The organism is Polaromonas sp. (genome assembly GCF_018780625.1).
In the GTDB taxonomy this organism is placed as follows: domain Bacteria; phylum Pseudomonadota; class Gammaproteobacteria; order Burkholderiales; family Burkholderiaceae_C; genus Polaromonas.
The window spans coordinates 53,436-71,732 of sequence record NZ_JADMJK010000029.1 but is presented as its reverse complement, the minus strand read 5'-3'; the positions used below and the strand labels follow the sequence as shown (position 1 = coordinate 71,732).

The window sequence follows — 18,297 nt, the reverse complement described above, 5'->3', positions numbered from 1 at the left end:
GCCACCTCGAACCCTTCCTTGGCGCCCTCCACAAAAGCCTCGTACACCGGCACTTTTCTCAAAGCACCGACCAGCAGAAACAGCAGAATCAAGCCGAACAGCGTGACGTTGCCCAAAAGCGACGACAGCGCTGCCAGCGCGGCGGCCGATAAGCCGGCCAGCACGGCCATGCCGCCGCCCAGCAGCAGCGCACCGGGAATCAGGTAGGCAAGCACCAACGGGTCCCAGAGTTTGAGCCGCTGCATGAAGGCCACCGACAGCAAGCCGGCCAGGGTGGACGCGCTGGTGGCCAGCAGAATCGGCAAGAACACCAGGGTCGGATCGGCGGCGCCCTGCTGGGCGCGGTACATGAAGATGCTCACCGGCAGCAGGGTCAGCGATGAGGCGTTCAGCACCAGAAACAGGATCTGCGCGTTGCTGGCCGTGGTGTGGCTGGGGTTGAGCGTCTGCAATGCCTTCATGGCCTTCAGACCTATCGGCGTGGCCGCGTTGTCCAGCCCGAGGGCGTTGGCGGCAAAGTTCAGCGTGATCAGTCCGAGTGCCGGGTGGCCGCGTGGCACTTCCGGCATGAGCCGGGCAAACAGCGGCCCGAGCAGCCGCGCCAGCCAATCGACCAGCCCGGCGCGTTCAGCAATGCGCAAAAAGCCCAGCCACAAGGTCAGGGTGCCGAACAGGATCACCATCACCTCGACCGACAGCTTGGCCATTGCAAACAGGCTCTCGACCATCGCCGCAAACACCGCCGGGTCGCCGCCCAGCAGCCAGCGCGAAAGCGCCGACACGGTCGCGAGCAAAAAAAATCCAAGCCATAGGCCGTTGAGCATCCGTTGTTCCCCGATCAATGCCGGGGATCATAGCCCGGCAGGGGGCGACGAATGCTCTATTAAACGGTTGTTTGAAAGCGCGCCAGAAAGGCAGTGCCACTCAAGGAGCGGCTCGGGCAAAAAGCAGAGAACCCGCTTGCGTAGCAGGCGGCCTGGTTGTGCAGTCAGTTATCGCTTGAAAACGTCGAGAAGGGTGACGCTGCAGGAAGCGCCGCGACAGGCATTGACGTGATGGCCGCTTGCGCCGGCTGCGCGGCCGATACCCGGCGTGCGCCATCGAAGCGGTGCTGCCAATAACTCAAACCCATGCTCTCGACGCGCACTTCAGAGCCGGCTCTGGGCGAGTGGATGAACTTGCCGTCACCAATATAGATGCCCACATGGCTGAACGCACGCCGCATGGTGTTGAAAAAAACTAGATCACCGGGTTTTAGGTCAGTTTTTTCAATTTTCTGGGTGGCTGCGGCCTGTTGCTCCGCCTTGCGTGGCAACAGCAGCCCCACACTTTGTTCGTAGATGGCGCGTACAAAACCGCTGCAGTCAAAACCGGTTTCAGCCGAATTGCCGCCCCATTTGTAGGGCACCCCCAGAAAACCCATGGCGTTAACCACCAACTCGGACGCCTTGTTGGTGACGCTTTGCCGGACTTGGCCGATCTGTGACAGCAGGCCTTTGTCAAGCAGCAGCTTGTCCATGTCGTCGTCTGAATTTCCGGGTGCCGCGTGAGCACTCAATGCCAGCAGCGCGACAGAGGCAATGACGAGGGCTTGGGTAATCGTTCGCATGGCGCCGAGCATACTTGAAGGATTGGTCCTACGTCAACCTCAAGCGGCTTCTGGATTGCGTTCCCAAGCCATTGATTTGTAAAGATTTTGTGTGGTTATGGGGTTTTCCCTGGGGGCGTGCCGGGTTCGTACTGCCGTTTAAGCTGTGACCTGTGAACCTTATTTGGCACGTCAGCATTAATTCGCGATCCGTGGGATATTTCAACCCTAGGGCCCTGCGCACGCCTGTGCCAAAGTCCATCTTCCGCAATTCAGGAGTCCTCTCCATGTTTCAAGTCCCCTGCACGCAACTGCTTTGTACTGTCATGTTGATGGCTTGTTCTCTGCCGGGGGCGCATGCCCAGGCGAAGTCCGTGCGCCCGGAAATCGTGGCAGCAGGTCTGCAAAATCCGTGGGCGCTGGCTTTTCTGCCGGACGGCCGCTTCCTGGTGACCGAGCGACCCGGCCGCTTGCGGGTGGTGGGCATGGACGGCAAGTCAGGAGCGCCCGTGACGGGCTTGCCTGAAATCGCTGCGGGCGGGCAGGGCGGGCTGCTTGATGTGCTGCTGGACAGTGAATTTGCCCGCAACCGAAGCCTGTATTTTTGCTTTTCAGAACCCGCGGTAAGTGACAGTGGCAACAGCACGGCGCTGGCGCGCGCCACCTTAAGCGCGGATGACACCCGGCTGGAAAAGGTGGAGGTGATTTTCAGCCAGAAGCCCAAGGTTGCCAGTTCGGCCCATTTCGGCTGCCGCATTGTTGAAAGCCGCACACCGGGCCTGAACGGCCGGCCCGATGGCAAGCTGTTCCTGGCGCTGGGCGAGCGCTTCTCGCGCAAGGAAGACGCGCAAACCCTGGGCAACCACCATGGCAAGGTGGTGCGCATCAACAAGGACGGCTCGGTGCCCCGGGACAATCCGTTTGTGAACACGCCTGGCGCGCTGCCCGAAATCTGGAGTTATGGCCACCGCAACCCGCAAGGCGCCACGCTCACGCCCGAGGGCGCGCTCTGGGTGCAAGAGCACGGCCCGCAGGGCGGCGATGAAATCAACCTGCCGAAGGCGGGCGCCAACTACGGCTGGCCCGTGATTACTTATGGTGAAAACTATGGCGGCGGCAAGATCGGGGAGGGGCTGACACGCAAAGCCGGGATGGAGCAACCCCTGCATTACTGGGTCCCCTCGATTGCGCCGTCGGGCATGGCCTTCCTGACCAGCGAGCGCTACGGCAAATCGTGGCGGGGCAACCTGTTTGTGGGCTCGCTCAAGTTTGGCTATCTGGACCGGATTGAACTGTCCGCGCCCTTTGGCGGAAAGGTTGTGAAAGAAAGCAAGCTTCTCACCGAGGTGGGCGAGCGCATTCGCGACGTGCGCCAGGGACCGGACGGCCTGCTGTATGTGCTGACCGACAGCCGCGACGGCAAGCTGATTCGCCTGCTGCCCGATTAAAGCGCGGGGCGCCTCAGATCGGCTGCGCCACCTGCTGGCTGCGCTTGACAAAAAACAGGCCCGTGCCCACCGCCATCAGCAGCCCGCCAAACACGCGGTTTTGCAACTTGATGGCTTGTGCATTTTTAAACAGCGTCTGCAGGCGGCTGGCTGCAAACGCGTAGCCGTGCATCACGACGGTGTCGACCGCCAGCGTGGTCAGCGCAATCACCAGCAACTGGAGCCAGAGCGGCCGGCCGGGGCTGATGAATTGCGGCAGTACCGCCACCATGAACACAATGCCTTTCGGGTTGGTGACGTTGGTCAAAAAGCCCGAGAGCCAGCGCCTGCCCGCTGGCAGCACATCCGCATCGGTGGAGGTTCCCGACTCCGGCGTCAAGGTGCTGGTGGAGCGCCACTGCGACCAGCCCAGGTAGATCAGGTAGGCCGCACCCAGTGTTTTGACCATGCTGAATGCCAGCTCGGAGGCCACCAGCAGCGAGCCGACACCGGCGCCCGCCACCAGCAGGATCACCAGCAGACCGGCTTGCAGCCCGGCGATGGTGGTGTGGGTGCGCCGCACGCCATAGTTCAGGCCGTGGCTCATGGCCAGAATGGCACCCGAGCCGGGCGAGATCGCAATCAATGTGGCGGCAAGGAAATAAGCGGTCCAGGTGTGAATATCCATGGCGTGGGTGCTGTTTTCGGTTGATGTCTGTGAAGGAGCGATCCTACAGGCACGCGGCAGGGCCGCCGTTATCATGCTTGAATGACGAAGGTAACTTTGGAAACCTGGCTCGCGCGCACGGGCCGCGCTGCGCAGCAATGGCTCACCGAGTGGTGGCGCCTGATGCAGCTCGGGGCCATGATCCTGGTGCTGACATTGTCGCCGTCGAGCTACAGCCAGCAGAGCCGACGGGTGCTGGCTCGGCACATCTACCTCAATACTGCGCCTATTTTGCTGTGGTTCACCGTACTGTGCGCCCTGGTCACGGTGGTGCTCACGCGCATTGTGCTGGTCACGGCGATGAGCTACGGGCTGTCGCAGTATGCCCTGCAGGTGGTGATTCGCGTGCTGGTGCTGGAACTGATTCCCCTGACCGCAGCCCTGTTTGTGGCGCTGCGCTGCACCATTCCGGACGGCGCCGAGCTCACGGCGATGCAGACCAGTGGAGAACTGGACGAGATGCGCCGCCAGGGGCTGGACCCGGTCCGGCGCGAAGTGCTGCCGCGCGTGGTGGCCGGCATGTTTTCTGGCATCACGCTGGCAGCGCTCAGCAGCGCGGTGGTGCTGGTGGTAGCCTATCTGGCGAGCTATGGGTTTACCGTGTCGGGCATAGCGTCTTACATCCGGCTGTTTGGCCAGGTGTTCAGCCCGGCGGTCACGCTTATTTTTGTGCTCAAGACCTTGTTTTTTTCCCTTGCAGTGTCCCTGATTCCCATGGCTTCTGCCTTGTATGGCATGCCCGACATGCGTGGCGCCAGCGTGCGCACCAGTGCTGAAATGCGCGGGCTGGTCCGCATGTTTGCCCTGATCTTGCTGATTGAAGTGGCCTCCCTGGTTGGCAACTACTATTGATTCCTGAACACCTGCCACTCATGACTTCACCCCAAGATTCCCTCGTAACGCCGCCAGCCCTGCCTGAAGCCGCAGAGCCCGCCCCGGTGGCCAACCTGGAGCTCAAGGCCAGGCTGTTGATGCTCTTCATGCTGCTGCTGGTGTGCGGCTCGGTGCTGTTTGTGATGTATGCGCGCGGCGCCTTTGAACGCACCCAAAAGCTCGTGCTGATCGCCGACGACTCCGAAGGCGTGGTGATCGGCATGGACCTCACATTTTCAGGCTTTCCGATTGGCCGGGTGCGCCGCATCGAGCTGGCTGAAGACGGCAAGGCGCGCATTTTGGTTGACGTGGCCGCCAAAGACGCCCACTGGTTGCGCACCAGCAGCGTCTTCACCCTGGTGCGCGGTATTGTGGGCAGCACCAATATTCGGGCCTACACCGGCTTGCTCGGCGACCCGGTTTTGCCCGACGGCGCCGAACGCACGGTGCTGCAGGGCGATGCCAGCGCGGAAATTCCCAAAGTGGTTTCCGCCGCCAAGGACCTGATCGACAACCTTAACCGGCTCACCGGCAGCAGCGGTGCAGTGGGCACAACCCTGGCCAACCTGCAGACCCTGACCGGACGGCTCAACGGCCCTGGCGGTGCGCTCACGGTGCTGCTTGGCGGCGAGCCCGAGGCCAAGAAGTTGCTCGCCACGCTGGATCGCACCAACGCGCTGCTGGGCCGGCTCGATGGGCTGGTGGTCAAAGCCGATACCCAGGTGTTTGGTGAGAAGGGCGTGATGCCCGAGACGCGCGCCGCCGTCGTCCAGCTCAACGCCATGCTGGGCGAGGCGCGCACCAGCCTGAAAAAAGTCGACGCCATTCTCATCGATGCCCAGGCCGTCAGTTCCAACGCCAAAGAGGCCACGGATGATCTGGGCGCCTTGCGCGGCGAGGTGGAGGCCAGCCTGCGCAAGGTTGAAGGCCTGGTCAATGAGATCAACCGGAAATGGCCTTTTGCCCGCGACACGGAGATCAAGCTGCCATGAATACCGCAACCACCAGGGCCGCGACGATACGATGGGCTGCCTTGTCGCTAGGTGCATCGCTGCTGGCCGGATGCGCCAGCGGCCCCAAGCCGCCCGACTGGCAACTGGAAGCCAAAGGCGCCATGGAGCGCTCGGTGGCGGCCTATATGGAAGGCAACAGTCGGGTCGAGCAGGCCGAGCTGACGCGCGCGCGCAGCCAGCTTGCCCGCACGGGCCGCGCCGACCTGCTGGCCACGGCCGAGCTGCTGCATTGCGCCACCCGCGTGGCCAGCCTGGTGCTGGAGCCCTGTGCCGGTTTTGAGGCCCTGCGACCGGATGCCACCGAGGCCCAGCGCGCCTACGCCGACTATTTGCGCGGCCAGGTGCCACCGCAAGGCATTGCTTTGCTGCCCGCGCTACAACGCGCTGCCGCCGCCGGCGATGCAGGCGCCGTGCCGGGTATCGCCGATCCGCTGTCGCAACTGGTGGCGGCTGGCGTGCTGCTGCAAACCGGCAAGGCCAGCCCGGCCGTCATCGTGCAGGCCATCGACACCGCGTCAAAGCAAGGCTGGCGTCGCCCGCTGCTGGCCTGGCTCACTGTGCAGGCTCAGCGCGCAGAATTGGCGGGCGAGCTTGAAGCGGCTGCCAGGCTGCGCCGACGCATCGCCATCACGCAAGGCAGCGCTTTACCCGCCAAAGACCGCACGAAGGACAACCAGTGAGTTACACCCTCAGGCTTTATGCCTTCGAAGAAGACGGTTCCCCGGAGGCGTTGCGGGCTGCAGAGCAGCGTTTCAGGGCGGCGCTGGACGCCGCGCTGGGCGATGCCAGCCTGGTCGAGCCGGTGTATGCCGCCTACAAGCGACTCGTGGCCATTTATGGCGAAACGCCAGCGCAAGACGTGTTGTCATCCGATGAACTGGAAATTTTCAGCCAGTGGCAGGCCGCCGAGTCTGCCGCCATGACGGCGGCCCTGGGGCCCCATCGCTACATGGGCGACGCGCAGTTCGACATTCGCAGTTGATTTTTCTGCTATTGAAAATATAGCTATAAAGCGCGGTGAGAAATGGTCTGAAGGCCTATTTGATGCTAAAAATTCTTAAGGCACAAGGTGCGGCTCCATCTTCAATTTTTTCATGGCCCGCGGCTTGCACCGGGTGCGCTGAACAGTAAAATTCCCCTCCCGCGTTTGCAACGCCGCTTTGCTGGTGCATTGCCGGCGCCTTGCCTGCCCCCGAATTTTCTACCTGAGTGATTGCGCATTGACAGACTCCCGCCTGCCGCCGCCTGACCTGGCCGCCGAATCCCCGTCCGAAGAAATCCCGAAAATACAGGAGCCGCGTCTCTGGCGCGACGACGGCTGGACCGCGCAGGTCCTGAAAAATGAAGACGACGACGGCTGGGCTGTGGCCATGATCAGGGACGGCGAGCCCGAGCCCGCGCTGATTGGCCCCTGGACCATGGGGCGCGACAAAAAGAATCCCAAGCCGCTCGATGTCAACGCTTTTCACACGCTGGTCAAAACCGCCTCGGAGTTTGTACGCCGGCATGAGCAGCAGCTGCACGCCACGCTGCACCAGCGCATCACGGTGAGCGCCAAATCGGCCCGCATCACCGTCTCGCTCGACATCGTTCCGGACGAGGACAACCCCTATGCGCTGCTCAGTGCCCACGCAGAAGGCGAGGAGGGTGGCGAGCCGCTGCGGCAGGTGCGCGTGGCGCCCTCGTTCAAGCTCAACCGCGCCAGCGCCACCCAGTGGGTTGAGAGCGACTTTCCCAAGCCGTCAGAGCGATGAGCGGGCCGATTGAATTTGACGCGTGCGGGATCGACTTCGGCACATCCAATTCCACCGCCGGCTGGAGCCGCCCGGGGCAAACCGCACTGCTGGCCCTGGAAGACGGCAAGCCGACCCTGCCTTCGGTCATCTTTTTCAATGCCGAAGAAGCCCGCGTCAGCTATGGCCGCGCGGCGCTGACCGACTACCTGGCCGGGCACGAGGGGCGGCTGATGCGTTCGCTCAAAAGCCTGCTGGGCACGTCGATGATTGACGAGCACACCGAAGTCATGGGCCGCGCGCTGCCGTTTCGTGAGTTGCTGGCGCAGTTTATCGGCGAACTCAAGCGCCGGGCCGAGCGCGCTGCCGGGCGGCCATTTACCCGCGCCGTGATGGGCCGCCCGGTGTTTTTCATTGACGACGACGCCCAGGCCGACCAGCGCGCCGAAAACACCTTGGCCGACATCGCCCGCAAGGCCGGCCTGCGCGACATTGCTTTCCAGTACGAACCGATTGCCGCCGCCTTTGACTACGAGTCGCAAATCTCGCGCGAAGAACTGGTGCTGGTGGTCGACATCGGCGGCGGCACGTCTGACTTCACGCTGATTCGCGTGGGACCAGAGCGCGCCCGGCGCGCCGAGCGGCGTGACGACATCCTGGCCAGCGGCGGCGTGCACATTGGCGGGACCGATTTTGACAAGGTGCTGAGCCTGGCCAGCGTGATGCCTCTGCTGGGACTGGGCAGCCAGCTGAAAAGCGGCCTTGAAGTGCCGTCGGCCCAGTACTTCAACCTGGCAACCTGGCACACCATCAACCTGGCCTACACCAAAAAAGCCTGGTCGCAAATCACCGACCTGCACCGCGATGCCAGCGACAAGCCCAAGCTGGTGCGGCTGCAAAGCCTGGTGCGCGAGCGCGCCGGCCACTGGCTGGCGATGCAGGTCGAGGAAGCCAAAATCCAGTTGTCGAACGCCCCTGAGACGCACATCGACATGGACCGCATAGCGTCCGGCGAAACCGTGACGCTGCACCGCGCCGACCTGGACCGGGCCATCGATTCGCTGGTCACATCGGTTGAACATACCGTGGCGCGCCTGCTGCGCGATGCGGGTGTGGCAGCGGCGGGCATTGACACGGTGTTTTTCACCGGCGGCTCCAGCGGCGTGCCGCTGCTGCGCGAGCGCGTGCTGGCACTGACGCCGCAGGCCCGCTGCGTCGAAGGTGACTTGTTTGGCAGCATTGGCGCCGGCCTGGCGCTTGATGCCCAGCGCAAGTTCGGCTAAAAGCCGGGGCCGCGCCGCATGCCCGTGACAAAATGAGCCCATCAACAACCCATCAACAACCTTTTGCAGCGGGAGCCGAGCATGAATTTTGCGCCTGACCTGGCCACGGTCACGCACGGCATACAGCTGGCCGTGGCGCCGGTTTTCCTGCTGACGGCCGTGTCTGGAATGATTGCCGCCGTGGCGGGCCGGCTGGCCCGGATCATCGACCGCGCCCGCTTTCTTGAGAACCGGCTTGAAGATGGCGGCGTGCAGGCGTCGCGTGCTGCCCGGATGTACGCCGAGTTGCGGCAGCTCAGGCGCCGCGGCTGGCTCGTCAATATCTGCATTGCCTTGCTGACGTTTTGCGCGATGTTGATCGGGATTACGATTATTTTGCTGTTTCTGGGCGAGACCAGCGAGTTGCCCATTTTCAAGATTGCCACGGTTTGCTTTCTGGCCGGCGTGATTTTCTTTTTGTTGGCGCTGGTGTGTTTTCTGGCTGAAACGCTGCTGGCCACGCGGCTGCTGAAGTTTGCCGAGTTGCCGTCCCACCTGGCAGAGCAGGTTCCAGAGTCAGTAAAACCCATTCAAGATTTTTAATTGCGGGCGTCCCATTATTTTTGGCGCTCGCTTCACATTCAGGAATAAACATGTTGCTCGATGCCGATGACTCCCAACTCGTACTGGTCGACTACCAGGCCCGCCTGATGCCCGCCATTTTTGAAAATGAACGGGTTGTTGCCAATGCCCTGCGCCTGGCCCGCATGGCGCGCATCATGGACGTGCCGATCTGGGGCACCGCCCAGACCCCCGACAAGCTGGGCCAGAACCTGCCCGATTTGCAGGCTGCCATTGACTCCGCCGGCGGCAAGACGCTGGCCAAGATGCATTTCAGCGCCGTTGCCGACGGCCTGGTCGAATGGCTGCGCCCGCCAGCGCGCAAAGCCCCGCAAGGCGGCAATGCCCGCAGCCTGCCCAAGCACATGCAAAACCCCCCCGAGCCGCAAGACGAAGGCCGCAGCATGATCGTCATGGCTGGCTGCGAGGCGCATGTCTGCCTGATGCAGACCGCGCTGGAGCTGCTGGAGGAAGAGTTTGACGTGTGGGTGGTGACGGATGCCTGCAGTTCGCGGTCTGAACGCAACCGCGATGCCGCCTTTGACCGGCTGGCCGGCGCAGGTGCCGAACTGGTGACCACCGAGATGGTGGCGTTTGAGTGGCTGCGCACAGCCGAACACGAGCGGTTCAAGGATATTTTGGCGCTGATCAAATAAGCGCAGGCAGGCCGGGGCAGCCCGGCACCGAATCAGGTTTTTTACGGCACCCAAAGGTATCCGCTTGCCTCATGCACCATCCAGCTGCCATTGCCGGGCAGTTCCATGATCCAGTGGTGGTATTTCATGATGGCTGGATGATGGCTGACGCTGACCGGTGTGATCGACAGGCCGGCCAACTGGCTGTACAGGAGCTCTTCGTTGGCAGCGTCCAGCGCGCTGGTGGCCTCGTCCAGCAGCAAATAGCGCGGCTTGGCGAGCAAGGCGCGGGCAAAGGCCAGCCGCTGCTGCTCACCGACCGACAGCACCCGCGACCAGTCCAGCTCGGTGCCCAGGCCTCCGAAGCGCTCGGCCAGCGTGGGCAGATTCACACGCTCCAGCCATTGCAGCAGTTCTTCATCCGAAATGTCGCTCGCTGTCTGGGGGTAGGTCAGCTGGCAGCGCAGGTCGCCCAGCGGCAAATAGGGTTGCTGGGGCAAAAACAGCATGTCCGACCCGGCCGGGCGGGTGACTTCGCCCGAGCCCGTGTTCCACAGACCGGCAATCACGCGCAGCAGCGAGCTTTTGCCGGTGCCGCTCGGCCCGACGATCAGCAGTCCCTCGCCGGGCCTGACGGCCAGCGTGAGCCCTTGCACCAGCAGGTGCTCGCGGTTGGGCGTGAGCACCGTCAGGCGCGCGAGCGCCAGTTCAAAGCCGGGCTCGGTGCGGATCTGCCCGGCGCTATCGTCGTGGGTAGACGGGGGTGGACTGGCCTGCGTCTGCAGCGCGTGCGAAAAAGCATGCAGCCGGTCGACACCAGCGGAAAAGCGGCTCAGGCTCTCAAAGTGTTCAACGATGACCGTCAGCGCGCTCAGGATGGCCGCAAACGCGCCTGCGGCCTGGATCGCCCGGCCGACTTCCAGCTTGCCGGACAGGACATCGTTGGCAATGATCACGGTGGGCAGCACGATGGTCAAAAAACCATGGGCGTACTGAAAGAGGTTGAGCTTGAACTGCCAGCGCAGCACCTGCTGGTAGTTGGCGTAGGCCGCCGCAAAGATACGCTGCAGCGCCGACATTTCGCGCGCCTCGCCATCGTGAAAGGCAATTGGCTCGGCATGTTCGCGCACCCGAACCAGGCCGAAACGAAAGTCTGCTTCGCGCTGCAACTGGCGAAAGTTCAGGCCAATCAGCCGCTTGCCAAACACCGCGCCCGTGAACACGGTGGTGAATGCCGCATAGGCGACTAAAAAATAGACCAGCCCTTGCGAGATGGTCCACAGCACGCTGGAAAAAGCAACAAGCTGGATCACCGAGCCCAGCACGATCATTGAAAAGTAAAGCGACTGCTGGGTGAAGGTGTTGATGTCCTCGGCAATGCGCTGGTCGGGGTTGTCGATGCCGGAGGCCGCATTGAGCCGGTAGTAGGCGCGCTGATCAAAATAGCGCGCCAGAAAGTGGTCCGTCAACCAGCGGCGCCAGCGCAGGCCCAGCGTGTCGCGCACGTAATAGTACAAAGCATAAATAGGCACCGCCGCCGCAAGAATGGCCGTGTATCGCCAGATCGAGGCCCAGAAACGTTCGGTATCGCGTGCGGCCAGGGCCGAGGTGAATTCGCCTGTTTCCTGGTTGAACAGCACGTTGAAGGCAGTTTGTCCCAGCAGCAGCAAGACCAGCAGGACGAGCAAGCCCCGGGCACGCCAGCGTTCATCCGATAGCCAGTAAGGCCGCGCGATCGTGACGAAGCGCCGCCAAAGGCGGGCGTTGAAGCCAGGGTTGTCTTCGGTCGTCATGGGCGCTTGCATCGGTGTGGCCTTGGGCCAATTGGATACGAAAAGGCGAAAGTTGTGGTCTGCCTAAGTGAAAAAATTCAAGATTCAGCATAAAAAGTTGATTTAGCCCAATAACTACGGACGTTGATAGCTATGTAGTTAATAGCATAAATTCCTGCCGTAACTTCCGCCCATGCTGGTCGTCAGCTTGCCGCAAGACCGGTGTTCATAATTAAGAATTCAGTTTCAACGTCTTCATGGCACTTTTTGCGCTCACTTTCGGGAGAAAGCCTTTGTTCAAGTCCTTGCAACTCAGCAAATCCGACGCGGGCTTTTCTGCCGCGGTGGTTGACACCGATGAGTCCCAATTGCCGGCTGGCGACGTGCTGGTTCAGGTGGATTACTCCAGCCTGAACTACAAAGACGGCCTGGCCATTACCAACACTGCCCCGGTGGTACGCAACTGGCCCATGGTGGCGGGCATTGATGGGGCGGGGACGGTGCTGGAATCAACGCATGCCCGCTGGAAAGCCGGCGACAAGTTTGTTCACAATGGCTGGGGCTTGGGCGAGACGCGCTGGGGTTTGATGTCCGGGCGCGCGCGCGTGCAGGGCGACTGGCTGGTCAAGCTGCCGGCCGCCTTCACGACGCGCCAGGCCATGGCGATTGGCACGGCCGGCTATACCGCCATGCTGTGCGTGCTGGCACTGGAACAGCACGGCTTGACGCCTGCCTCTGCAGCGGGCGCCGAAGTATTGGTGACGGGGGCCACCGGCGGCGTCGGCAGCGTGGCGGTGGCTTTGCTCAGCCGGCTGGGCTATGCCGTGGTGGCGGCGACCGGCAAGTCCAGCGAGGAAAGTTACCTGTTGCAACTGGGCGCAGCCCGCGTGATGGACCGGGCCGAGCTGTCTGCGCCGGGCAAACCGTTGCAAAAAGAGCGCTGGGCGGCGGTGGTCGATGCCGTGGGGTCGCACACCCTGGCCAATGCCTGTGCGCAGACGCGCTACGGCGGCGTGGTGGCGGCCTGCGGACTCGCGCAGGGCGCGGATTTCCCGGCCACCGTGATGCCGTTTATCTTGCGCAGCGTGACGCTGGCAGGTGTGGACAGCGTGATGGCGCCATTGGCCAAGCGCCAGTTGGCCTGGGAGCGCCTCGCAACCGACCTGGACCCTGCCAGGCTCGAATCCATGATTGAAGAAGTTCCCTTGGCGCGCGCCGCTGAAAAGGCGGTGGACCTGATGGCAGGCAAGGTCCGTGGCCGTGTCGTCATCAAAATTTAAACCAGCAATAAGCAAATAAGCATCCGGAGACAAGCCATGACAAGCTACGCAGACTTTTACCGCCAATCCATAGACCAGCCCGACGTCTTCTGGTCCGAACAGGCCAAGCTGATTGACTGGCACCAGCCCTTTGACCGGGTGTGCAACTACGACAATCCGCCGTTCGTGCAGTGGTTTGAAGGCGGCCAGACCAACCTGTGCCACAACGCCGTGGACCGGCACCTCAAGGACCGGGCGGATCAGGCCGCGCTGATCGCCATTTCAAGCGAAACAGGGGCCGAGAGAACCTACACCTTCAAGGACCTGCACGCTGAAGTGCAGCGCATGGCCGCCAGCCTGAAGGCGCTCGGCGTGGGCAAAGGCGACCGCGTGCTGATCTACATGCCGATGATTGCCGAGGCCGCCTTTGCCATGCTGGCCTGCGCCCGCATCGGCGCGGTTCACTGCGTGGTGTTTGGCGGCTTTGCCAGCGGCTCGCTGGCGTCGCGCATTGAAGATGCCGCGCCCAAGGTTATTGTCAGCGCCGACGCCGGTTCGCGCGGGGGCAAGGCGCTGCCCTACAAGCCGCTGCTGGACGAAGCGATCCGTCTGTCCAGCCACAAGCCGGGCGCCGTGTTGCTGGCCGACCGCAGCCTGGCACCCATGGACATGGTAGCCGGGCGCGACCATCTCTGGCGCGACTTGCGCGCGCAGCATCTTGACGAGCGGGTTGCGTGCGAATGGATCGACTCGACCGCCATCAGCTACACCATCTACACCAGCGGCACCACCGGCAAACCAAAGGGCGTGCAGCGCGACACCGGCGGCTACACCGTGGCGCTGGCCGCCAGCATGAAGCACATTTTTGACGGCCGGGCCGGCGAAACCTTCTTTTCCACCAGTGACATCGGCTGGGTCGTGGGGCACAGCTACATCGTCTATGGTCCGCTAATTGCCGGCATGGCCACCATCATGTACGAAGGCCTGCCGACCCAGGGTTTGGACAGGCAGCCCAACGGCGGCGTTTGGTGGGAACTGGTCGAAAAGTACAAGGTCACGGTCATGTTCAGCGCGCCGACGGCAGTGCGTGTGCTCAAGAAACAGGACCCGGCGCTGCTGAAAAAATACGACTTGTCGAGCCTGCGCGCGCTGTTCTTGGCGGGCGAGCCCTTGGACGAGCCGACGGCGCGCTGGATCAGCGAAGGACTGAACGTGCCCATCATCGACAACTACTGGCAAACCGAAAGCGGCTGGCCGATCTTGACGATTGCCAACGGCGTGGAGAAAAAGCCCAGCAAGTTTGGCAGCCCCGGCATTCCGATGTATGGCTACAACGTCAAGCTGCTGCATGAGTCCACCGGCGAGGAGTTGACCGCGCCTGGCGAAAAAGGCGTGGTGGTCATTGAAGGCCCGACGCCGCCGGGCTTCATGCAAACGATCTGGAAAGATGACAAGCGCTTTGTCGATACCTACTGGAAGAGCATCCCGGGCAAGCTGGTGTACAGCACGTTTGACTGGGGCATACGCGACGCGGACGGTTATTTTTTCATTCTGGGGCGCACCGACGATGTCATCAATGTGGCGGGTCACAGGCTGGGCACGCGCGAAATCGAGGAGAGCATCTCGGGTCATTCGCTAGTGGCCGAGGTGGCGGTGGTCGGCGTGGCCGATGCGCTGAAAGGGCAGGTTGCCATGGCTTTTGTCGTGCTGAAAGACGCCAGCCTGGCACAAGACGGGGCCGCCGCGCTCGCGCTGGAGAGCGAGATCATGAAGCGGGTGGACGGTGACTTGGGCGCGGTTGCAAGGCCCGCGCGGGTTCGGTTTGTGTCGGCCTTGCCCAAGACCCGTAGCGGCAAACTGCTGCGCCGCGCCATACAGGCGGTGTGCGAAGGACGCGACGCGGGGGATTTGACGACGATGGACGACCCGGCGGCCCTGCAGCAAATCAAGGACCGGGTTGCCGCCTGATGACGGCACGGCTTTGCGCGACAAGGCCATGGTAAACAAGGGAGACGGGCCCCATGGGGCCCGCTTTTGCGGGCCAATGGCACGCGCATCTTTTCCCCGTCATCACGGTTCGGTGGCACAATTGCCTCTGTTTCTGAAGGTCCTTCCTGCCACAGTCGCATCCGCTAATCGGTCCAGCCGTGTTGCGGAAGGTTAATTAACCAGCTTTAACCAGCTAATGTTTCCCCAAGGGAAACGGAGGTCAGCGGATATGAGTTCAAACTCGCAGTCACCTGCATCTGTCTACACTGCCTATCAAGGCAATACCTATCTTTTCGGCGGCAATGCGCCTTATGTCGAAGAGATGTACGAAAATTATCTGGCCAATCCTGGCAGCGTGCCGGACAACTGGCGCGAGTATTTCGATGCGCTTCAGCACGTTCCCGCAGTGGATGGCAGCAACGCCAAAGACGTTCCCCACTTGCCGGTCGTCAACGCCTTTGCCGAGCGCGCCAAGCTGGGTCAAACCAAGGTTGTCGTGGCCAGTGCCGATTCCGAAATGGGACGCAAGCGCACGGCCGTTCAGCAACTGATTGCGGCTTACCGCAACGTTGGCGCCCGCTGGGCCGATCTGGACCCCCTCAAACGCGCCGAGCGCGACAACATTCCCGAACTGGACCCGGCTTTCTACGGCTTCACCGATGCGGACCAGGAGACGGTGTTCAACACGAGCAACACCTTCTTTGCCAACGAAACCATGAGTTTGCGCGAGTTGATGAACGCGCTGCGCGAGACCTATTGCGGCACGATTGGCGCCGAATACATGTACGCCACCGACCAGAACCAGAAGCGCTGGTGGCAGCAAAAACTGGAAACCATCCGCAGCAAGCCGAATTTCAGCAAAGAGAAAAAGCTTCACATTCTTGACCGGCTCACCGCGGCCGAGGGCATTGAGCGCTTTTTGCATACAAAGTATGTCGGTCAAAAGCGCTTTTCGCTTGAAGGCGGTGAGAGCTTTATCGCCAGCATGGATGAGTTGATCCAGCGCGGCGGCGAGATCGGCGTGCAGGAAATCGTCATTGGCATGGCGCACCGCGGCCGGCTTAATGTGCTGGTCAACTCTCTGGGCAAAGTGCCGGCCAACCTGTTTGCCGAGTTTGACCATACCGCGCCTGAAGACTTGCCAAGCGGTGACGTCAAGTACCACCAGGGCTTCAGCTCTGATGTCACGACCCCGGGCGGCCCTGTCCACCTGTCACTGGCCTTCAATCCGTCCCACCTTGAGATCGTCAACCCTGTCGTTGAAGGCTCGGTGCGCGCCCGTATGGACCGCCGGGATGACCCCAAGGGCTTGCAGGTGTTGCCGGTGCTGGTGCACGGCGACGCGGCGTTTGCAGGGCAGGGCGTGGTCATGGAAACGCTGGCACTGGCGGAAACCCGTGGCTACTTCACGGGCGGAACCGTGCATCTGGTGATCAACAATCAGATCGGCTTTACCACCAGCGATCCGCGCGACAGCCGATCCACCCTGTATTGCACCGATGTGGTGAAGATGATCGAAGCGCCGGTACTGCACGTGAACGGCGACGACCCGGAAGCCGTGGTGCTTGCGACCCAGCTGGCGCTCGAATTCCGCATGGAATTTCAGAAAGATGTCGTGGTGGACATCGTTTGTTTCCGTAAACTGGGCCACAACGAGCAGGACACGCCTGCCCTGACCCAGCCATTGATGTACAAGAAGATCGCGCAACACCCCGGCACGCGCCGGCTGTACGCCGACAAGCTGACGGCGCAAGGCATGGGCGAGACCCTGGGCGACGACATGGTCAAGGCCACCCGGGCAGCCCTTGACGCGGGCAAAAGCACGTTTGACCCTGTCGTCACCAACTTCAAAAGCAAATATGCCGTCGATTGGAGCCCGTACCTTGGCAAAAAGTGGACCGATGTCGGCGACACCGCCATTCCCATGGCCGAGTGGAAGCGCCTGGCTGAAAAAATCACTACCATCCCCGCCACTGTAACGCCGCACAACCTGGTTAAAAAGGTCTATGACGATCGTGCGGCCATGGGCCGTGGCGATATTCCAGTGGATTGGGGCATGGGTGAGCACATGGCATTCGCCTCGCTGGTGGCCAGCGGCTACCCTGTGCGCTTGTCCGGTGAAGACTGCGGACGCGGAACCTTTACCCATCGCCACTCCGTGATTCACGACCAGAGCCGCGAAAAATGGGACACCGGCACCTATGTGCCCCTGCAAAATGTTTCCGAAAACCAGGCGCCGTTTGTCGTCATCGACTCCATCCTGTCCGAAGAAGCCGTGTTGGCGTTTGAATACGGCTACGCGTCGAACGACCCGAATACATTGGTGATCTGGGAAGCGCAGTTTGGCGACTTTGCCAACGGTGCACAGGTCGTGATTGACCAGTTCATCGCGTCCGGCGAAGTGAAGTGGGGCCGCGTCAACGGCATCACCTTGATGCTGCCGCACGGCTATGAAGGCCAGGGGCCTGAGCACAGTTCGGCGCGCCTTGAGCGCTTCATGCAACTGTCAGCCGACGCCAACATGCAGGTGGTTCAGCCCACCACTGCCAGCCAGATTTTCCACATTTTGCGTCGCCAGATGGTGCGCAACTTGCGTAAGCCGCTGGTCATCATGACGCCCAAGTCATTGCTGCGCAACAAGGATGCGGCCTCCCCGCTGTCCGAGTTCACGAAAGGCAGCTTTCAGACGGTTATTCCGGAGAACCGGGAAGAGATCATCAAAAAGGCCGACAAGGTCAAGCGTGTCATTGCCTGTTCGGGCAAGGTGTACTACGACCTGGTCAAAGCGCGTGATGAAAAGGGCATCGACGATACCGTGATTTTGCGCGTCGAGCAGCTCTACCCGTTCCCGCATAAAGCGTTTGCGGCCGAGCTGAAAAAATACCCGAATGCCACCGATATTGTGTGGTGCCAGGATGAGCCGCAAAACCAGGGCGCCTGGTTCTTTGTGCAGCACTACATCCACGAGAACATGCTGGAAGGCCAGAAGCTGGGTTACTCCGGACGGGCTGCATCTGCTTCCCCTGCGGCGGGCTACTCGCATCTGCACCAGGAACAGCAAAAGTCGCTGGTCAATGGCGCTTTTGGCAAGCTCAAGGGTTTTGTGCTGACCAAGTAAGGTCGCGCCAGTTTCTCATCACACAAGAATCATCCGAAAGAATCAAAATGGCCATCGTAGAAGTCAAAGTTCCCCAGTTGTCCGAGTCCGTGGCGGAAGCCACCATGTTGCAGTGGAAAAAGAAGGTCGGCGACGCAATTGCCGTGGACGAAATCCTGATTGAAATCGAGACCGATAAAGTCGTGCTCGAGGTACCCGCGCCGTCCGCCGGCGTGCTGGTTGAATTGGTGGTTGCCGACGGCGGCACCGTGGTGTCTGACCAGGTGATCGCAAGAATCGA

The 18,297-nt window shown here is 61.8% G+C and carries 17 protein-coding genes; 13 read left to right on the top strand and 4 right to left on the bottom strand.

The annotated features are described in order from the left end of the window. Together IV091_RS02630 and IV091_RS02625 are read right to left on the bottom strand one after the other, a co-directional pair. Window positions 1-824, bottom strand: an 824-nt coding sequence (locus tag IV091_RS02630) for a nucleoside recognition domain-containing protein (protein ID WP_293464705.1), incomplete at its 3' end; no start/stop codon positions are given. A gap of 164 nt (window positions 825-988) precedes the next feature. Further along, the gene (locus IV091_RS02625) at window positions 989-1,609 is read right to left on the bottom strand and encodes a C40 family peptidase (RefSeq protein ID WP_293464703.1); all 621 of its coding nucleotides are present in this window, start codon (window positions 1,607-1,609) and stop codon (window positions 989-991) included. 311 nt (window positions 1,610-1,920) lie between these two features. Here IV091_RS02625 and IV091_RS02620 point away from each other — a divergent pair, with 311 nt between their 5' ends. Further along, entirely contained in the window at window positions 1,921-3,036 is a 1,116-nt protein-coding gene (locus IV091_RS02620; protein WP_293464728.1) for a PQQ-dependent sugar dehydrogenase, read from the top strand. Between the two features lie 13 nt (window positions 3,037-3,049). Here the strand turns inward: IV091_RS02620 and IV091_RS02615 are convergent, their stop codons facing one another. Next, complete coding sequence (locus tag IV091_RS02615) at window positions 3,050-3,703, bottom strand: LysE family transporter (protein ID WP_293464700.1); 654 nt, start codon at window positions 3,701-3,703, stop codon at window positions 3,050-3,052. 162 nt (window positions 3,704-3,865) lie between these two features. Between IV091_RS02615 and IV091_RS02610 the strand changes: the two genes are divergently transcribed. From IV091_RS02610 to IV091_RS02575, 8 genes are all read left to right on the top strand, one after another. Next, window positions 3,866-4,594 carry an ABC transporter permease gene (locus IV091_RS02610; RefSeq protein ID WP_293464725.1) on the top strand — a complete coding sequence of 243 codons (729 nt, stop codon included), beginning with the start codon at window positions 3,866-3,868 and terminating at the stop codon, window positions 4,592-4,594. Between the two features lie 20 nt (window positions 4,595-4,614). Further along, entirely contained in the window at window positions 4,615-5,607 is a 993-nt protein-coding gene (locus IV091_RS02605; protein WP_293464697.1) for a mammalian cell entry protein, read from the top strand. After that, complete coding sequence (locus IV091_RS02600) at window positions 5,604-6,308, top strand: hypothetical protein (RefSeq protein WP_293464695.1); 705 nt, start codon at window positions 5,604-5,606, stop codon at window positions 6,306-6,308. Before IV091_RS02605 ends, IV091_RS02600 begins: the two co-directional genes overlap by 4 nt. Further along, the gene (locus tag IV091_RS02595; protein WP_293464693.1) at window positions 6,305-6,610 is read left to right on the top strand and encodes a hypothetical protein; all 306 of its coding nucleotides are present in this window, start codon (window positions 6,305-6,307) and stop codon (window positions 6,608-6,610) included. The genes IV091_RS02600 and IV091_RS02595 overlap by 4 nt, the downstream gene beginning before the upstream one ends. Window positions 6,611-6,878: 268 nt before the next feature. Beyond that, the gene (locus IV091_RS02590) at window positions 6,879-7,382 is read left to right on the top strand and encodes a hypothetical protein (protein WP_293464722.1); all 504 of its coding nucleotides are present in this window, start codon (window positions 6,879-6,881) and stop codon (window positions 7,380-7,382) included. Then, window positions 7,379-8,644, top strand: coding sequence for an Hsp70 family protein (locus tag IV091_RS02585; protein WP_293464691.1), 1,266 nt, complete (start codon window positions 7,379-7,381; stop codon window positions 8,642-8,644). Before IV091_RS02590 ends, IV091_RS02585 begins: the two co-directional genes overlap by 4 nt. Before the next feature lie 81 nt (window positions 8,645-8,725). Next, window positions 8,726-9,226, top strand: a complete 501-nt coding sequence (locus IV091_RS02580; RefSeq protein WP_293464688.1) for a DUF2721 domain-containing protein — start codon at window positions 8,726-8,728, stop codon at window positions 9,224-9,226. 50 nt (window positions 9,227-9,276) lie between these two features. After that, window positions 9,277-9,900, top strand: a complete 624-nt coding sequence (locus IV091_RS02575) for an isochorismatase family protein (protein WP_293464685.1) — start codon at window positions 9,277-9,279, stop codon at window positions 9,898-9,900. 41 nt (window positions 9,901-9,941) lie between these two features. On the opposite strand, the gene IV091_RS02570 is transcribed toward IV091_RS02575, so the two are convergent. Beyond that, window positions 9,942-11,672: an ABC transporter ATP-binding protein/permease gene (locus IV091_RS02570; protein WP_293464683.1), complete on the bottom strand. Its 1,731-nt coding sequence runs from the start codon at window positions 11,670-11,672 to the stop codon at window positions 9,942-9,944. 272 nt (window positions 11,673-11,944) lie between these two features. On the opposite strand from IV091_RS02570, the gene IV091_RS02565 reads away from it, so the two are divergent. The 4 genes from IV091_RS02565 to IV091_RS02550 form a co-directional block, all read left to right on the top strand. Next, window positions 11,945-12,931, top strand: a complete 987-nt coding sequence (locus IV091_RS02565; RefSeq protein WP_293464680.1) for an MDR family oxidoreductase — start codon at window positions 11,945-11,947, stop codon at window positions 12,929-12,931. A 36-nt stretch (window positions 12,932-12,967) separates the two neighbouring features. Beyond that, a complete protein-coding gene (locus IV091_RS02560; RefSeq protein ID WP_293464678.1) occupies window positions 12,968-14,878 on the top strand; it encodes a propionate--CoA ligase in 1,911 nt (636 codons plus the stop codon). A gap of 250 nt (window positions 14,879-15,128) precedes the next feature. After that, the gene (locus tag IV091_RS02555) at window positions 15,129-18,017 is read left to right on the top strand and encodes a 2-oxoglutarate dehydrogenase E1 component (RefSeq protein WP_293464675.1); all 2,889 of its coding nucleotides are present in this window, start codon (window positions 15,129-15,131) and stop codon (window positions 18,015-18,017) included. Window positions 18,018-18,064: 47 nt separating this feature from the next. After that, on the top strand, window positions 18,065-18,297 hold a 233-nt coding region (locus IV091_RS02550), incomplete at its 3' end, for a biotin/lipoyl-containing protein (RefSeq protein ID WP_293464672.1).

Excerpts from the sequence above, each read along its gene's own strand:
- IV091_RS02605 (WP_293464697.1), top strand. The coding sequence starts at position 4,615 with ATGACTTCACCCCAAGATTCCCTCGTAACGCCGCCAGCCCTGCCTGAA.
- IV091_RS02575 (WP_293464685.1), top strand. The coding sequence starts at position 9,277 with ATGTTGCTCGATGCCGATGACTCCCAACTCGTACTGGTCGACTACCAG.
- IV091_RS02555 (WP_293464675.1), top strand. The coding sequence starts at position 15,129 with ATGAGTTCAAACTCGCAGTCACCTGCATCTGTCTACACTGCCTATCAA.
- IV091_RS02560 (WP_293464678.1), top strand. The coding sequence starts at position 12,968 with ATGACAAGCTACGCAGACTTTTACCGCCAATCCATAGACCAGCCCGAC.
- IV091_RS02615 (WP_293464700.1), bottom strand. The coding sequence starts at position 3,703 with ATGGATATTCACACCTGGACCGCTTATTTCCTTGCCGCCACATTGATT.
- IV091_RS02620 (WP_293464728.1), top strand. The coding sequence starts at position 1,921 with ATGGCTTGTTCTCTGCCGGGGGCGCATGCCCAGGCGAAGTCCGTGCGC.
- IV091_RS02585 (WP_293464691.1), top strand. The coding sequence starts at position 7,379 with ATGAGCGGGCCGATTGAATTTGACGCGTGCGGGATCGACTTCGGCACA.
- IV091_RS02625 (WP_293464703.1), bottom strand. The coding sequence starts at position 1,609 with ATGCGAACGATTACCCAAGCCCTCGTCATTGCCTCTGTCGCGCTGCTG.
- IV091_RS02580 (WP_293464688.1), top strand. The coding sequence starts at position 8,726 with ATGAATTTTGCGCCTGACCTGGCCACGGTCACGCACGGCATACAGCTG.
- IV091_RS02600 (WP_293464695.1), top strand. The coding sequence starts at position 5,604 with ATGAATACCGCAACCACCAGGGCCGCGACGATACGATGGGCTGCCTTG.
- IV091_RS02610 (WP_293464725.1), top strand. The coding sequence starts at position 3,866 with ATGCAGCTCGGGGCCATGATCCTGGTGCTGACATTGTCGCCGTCGAGC.
- IV091_RS02570 (WP_293464683.1), bottom strand. The coding sequence starts at position 11,672 with ATGACGACCGAAGACAACCCTGGCTTCAACGCCCGCCTTTGGCGGCGC.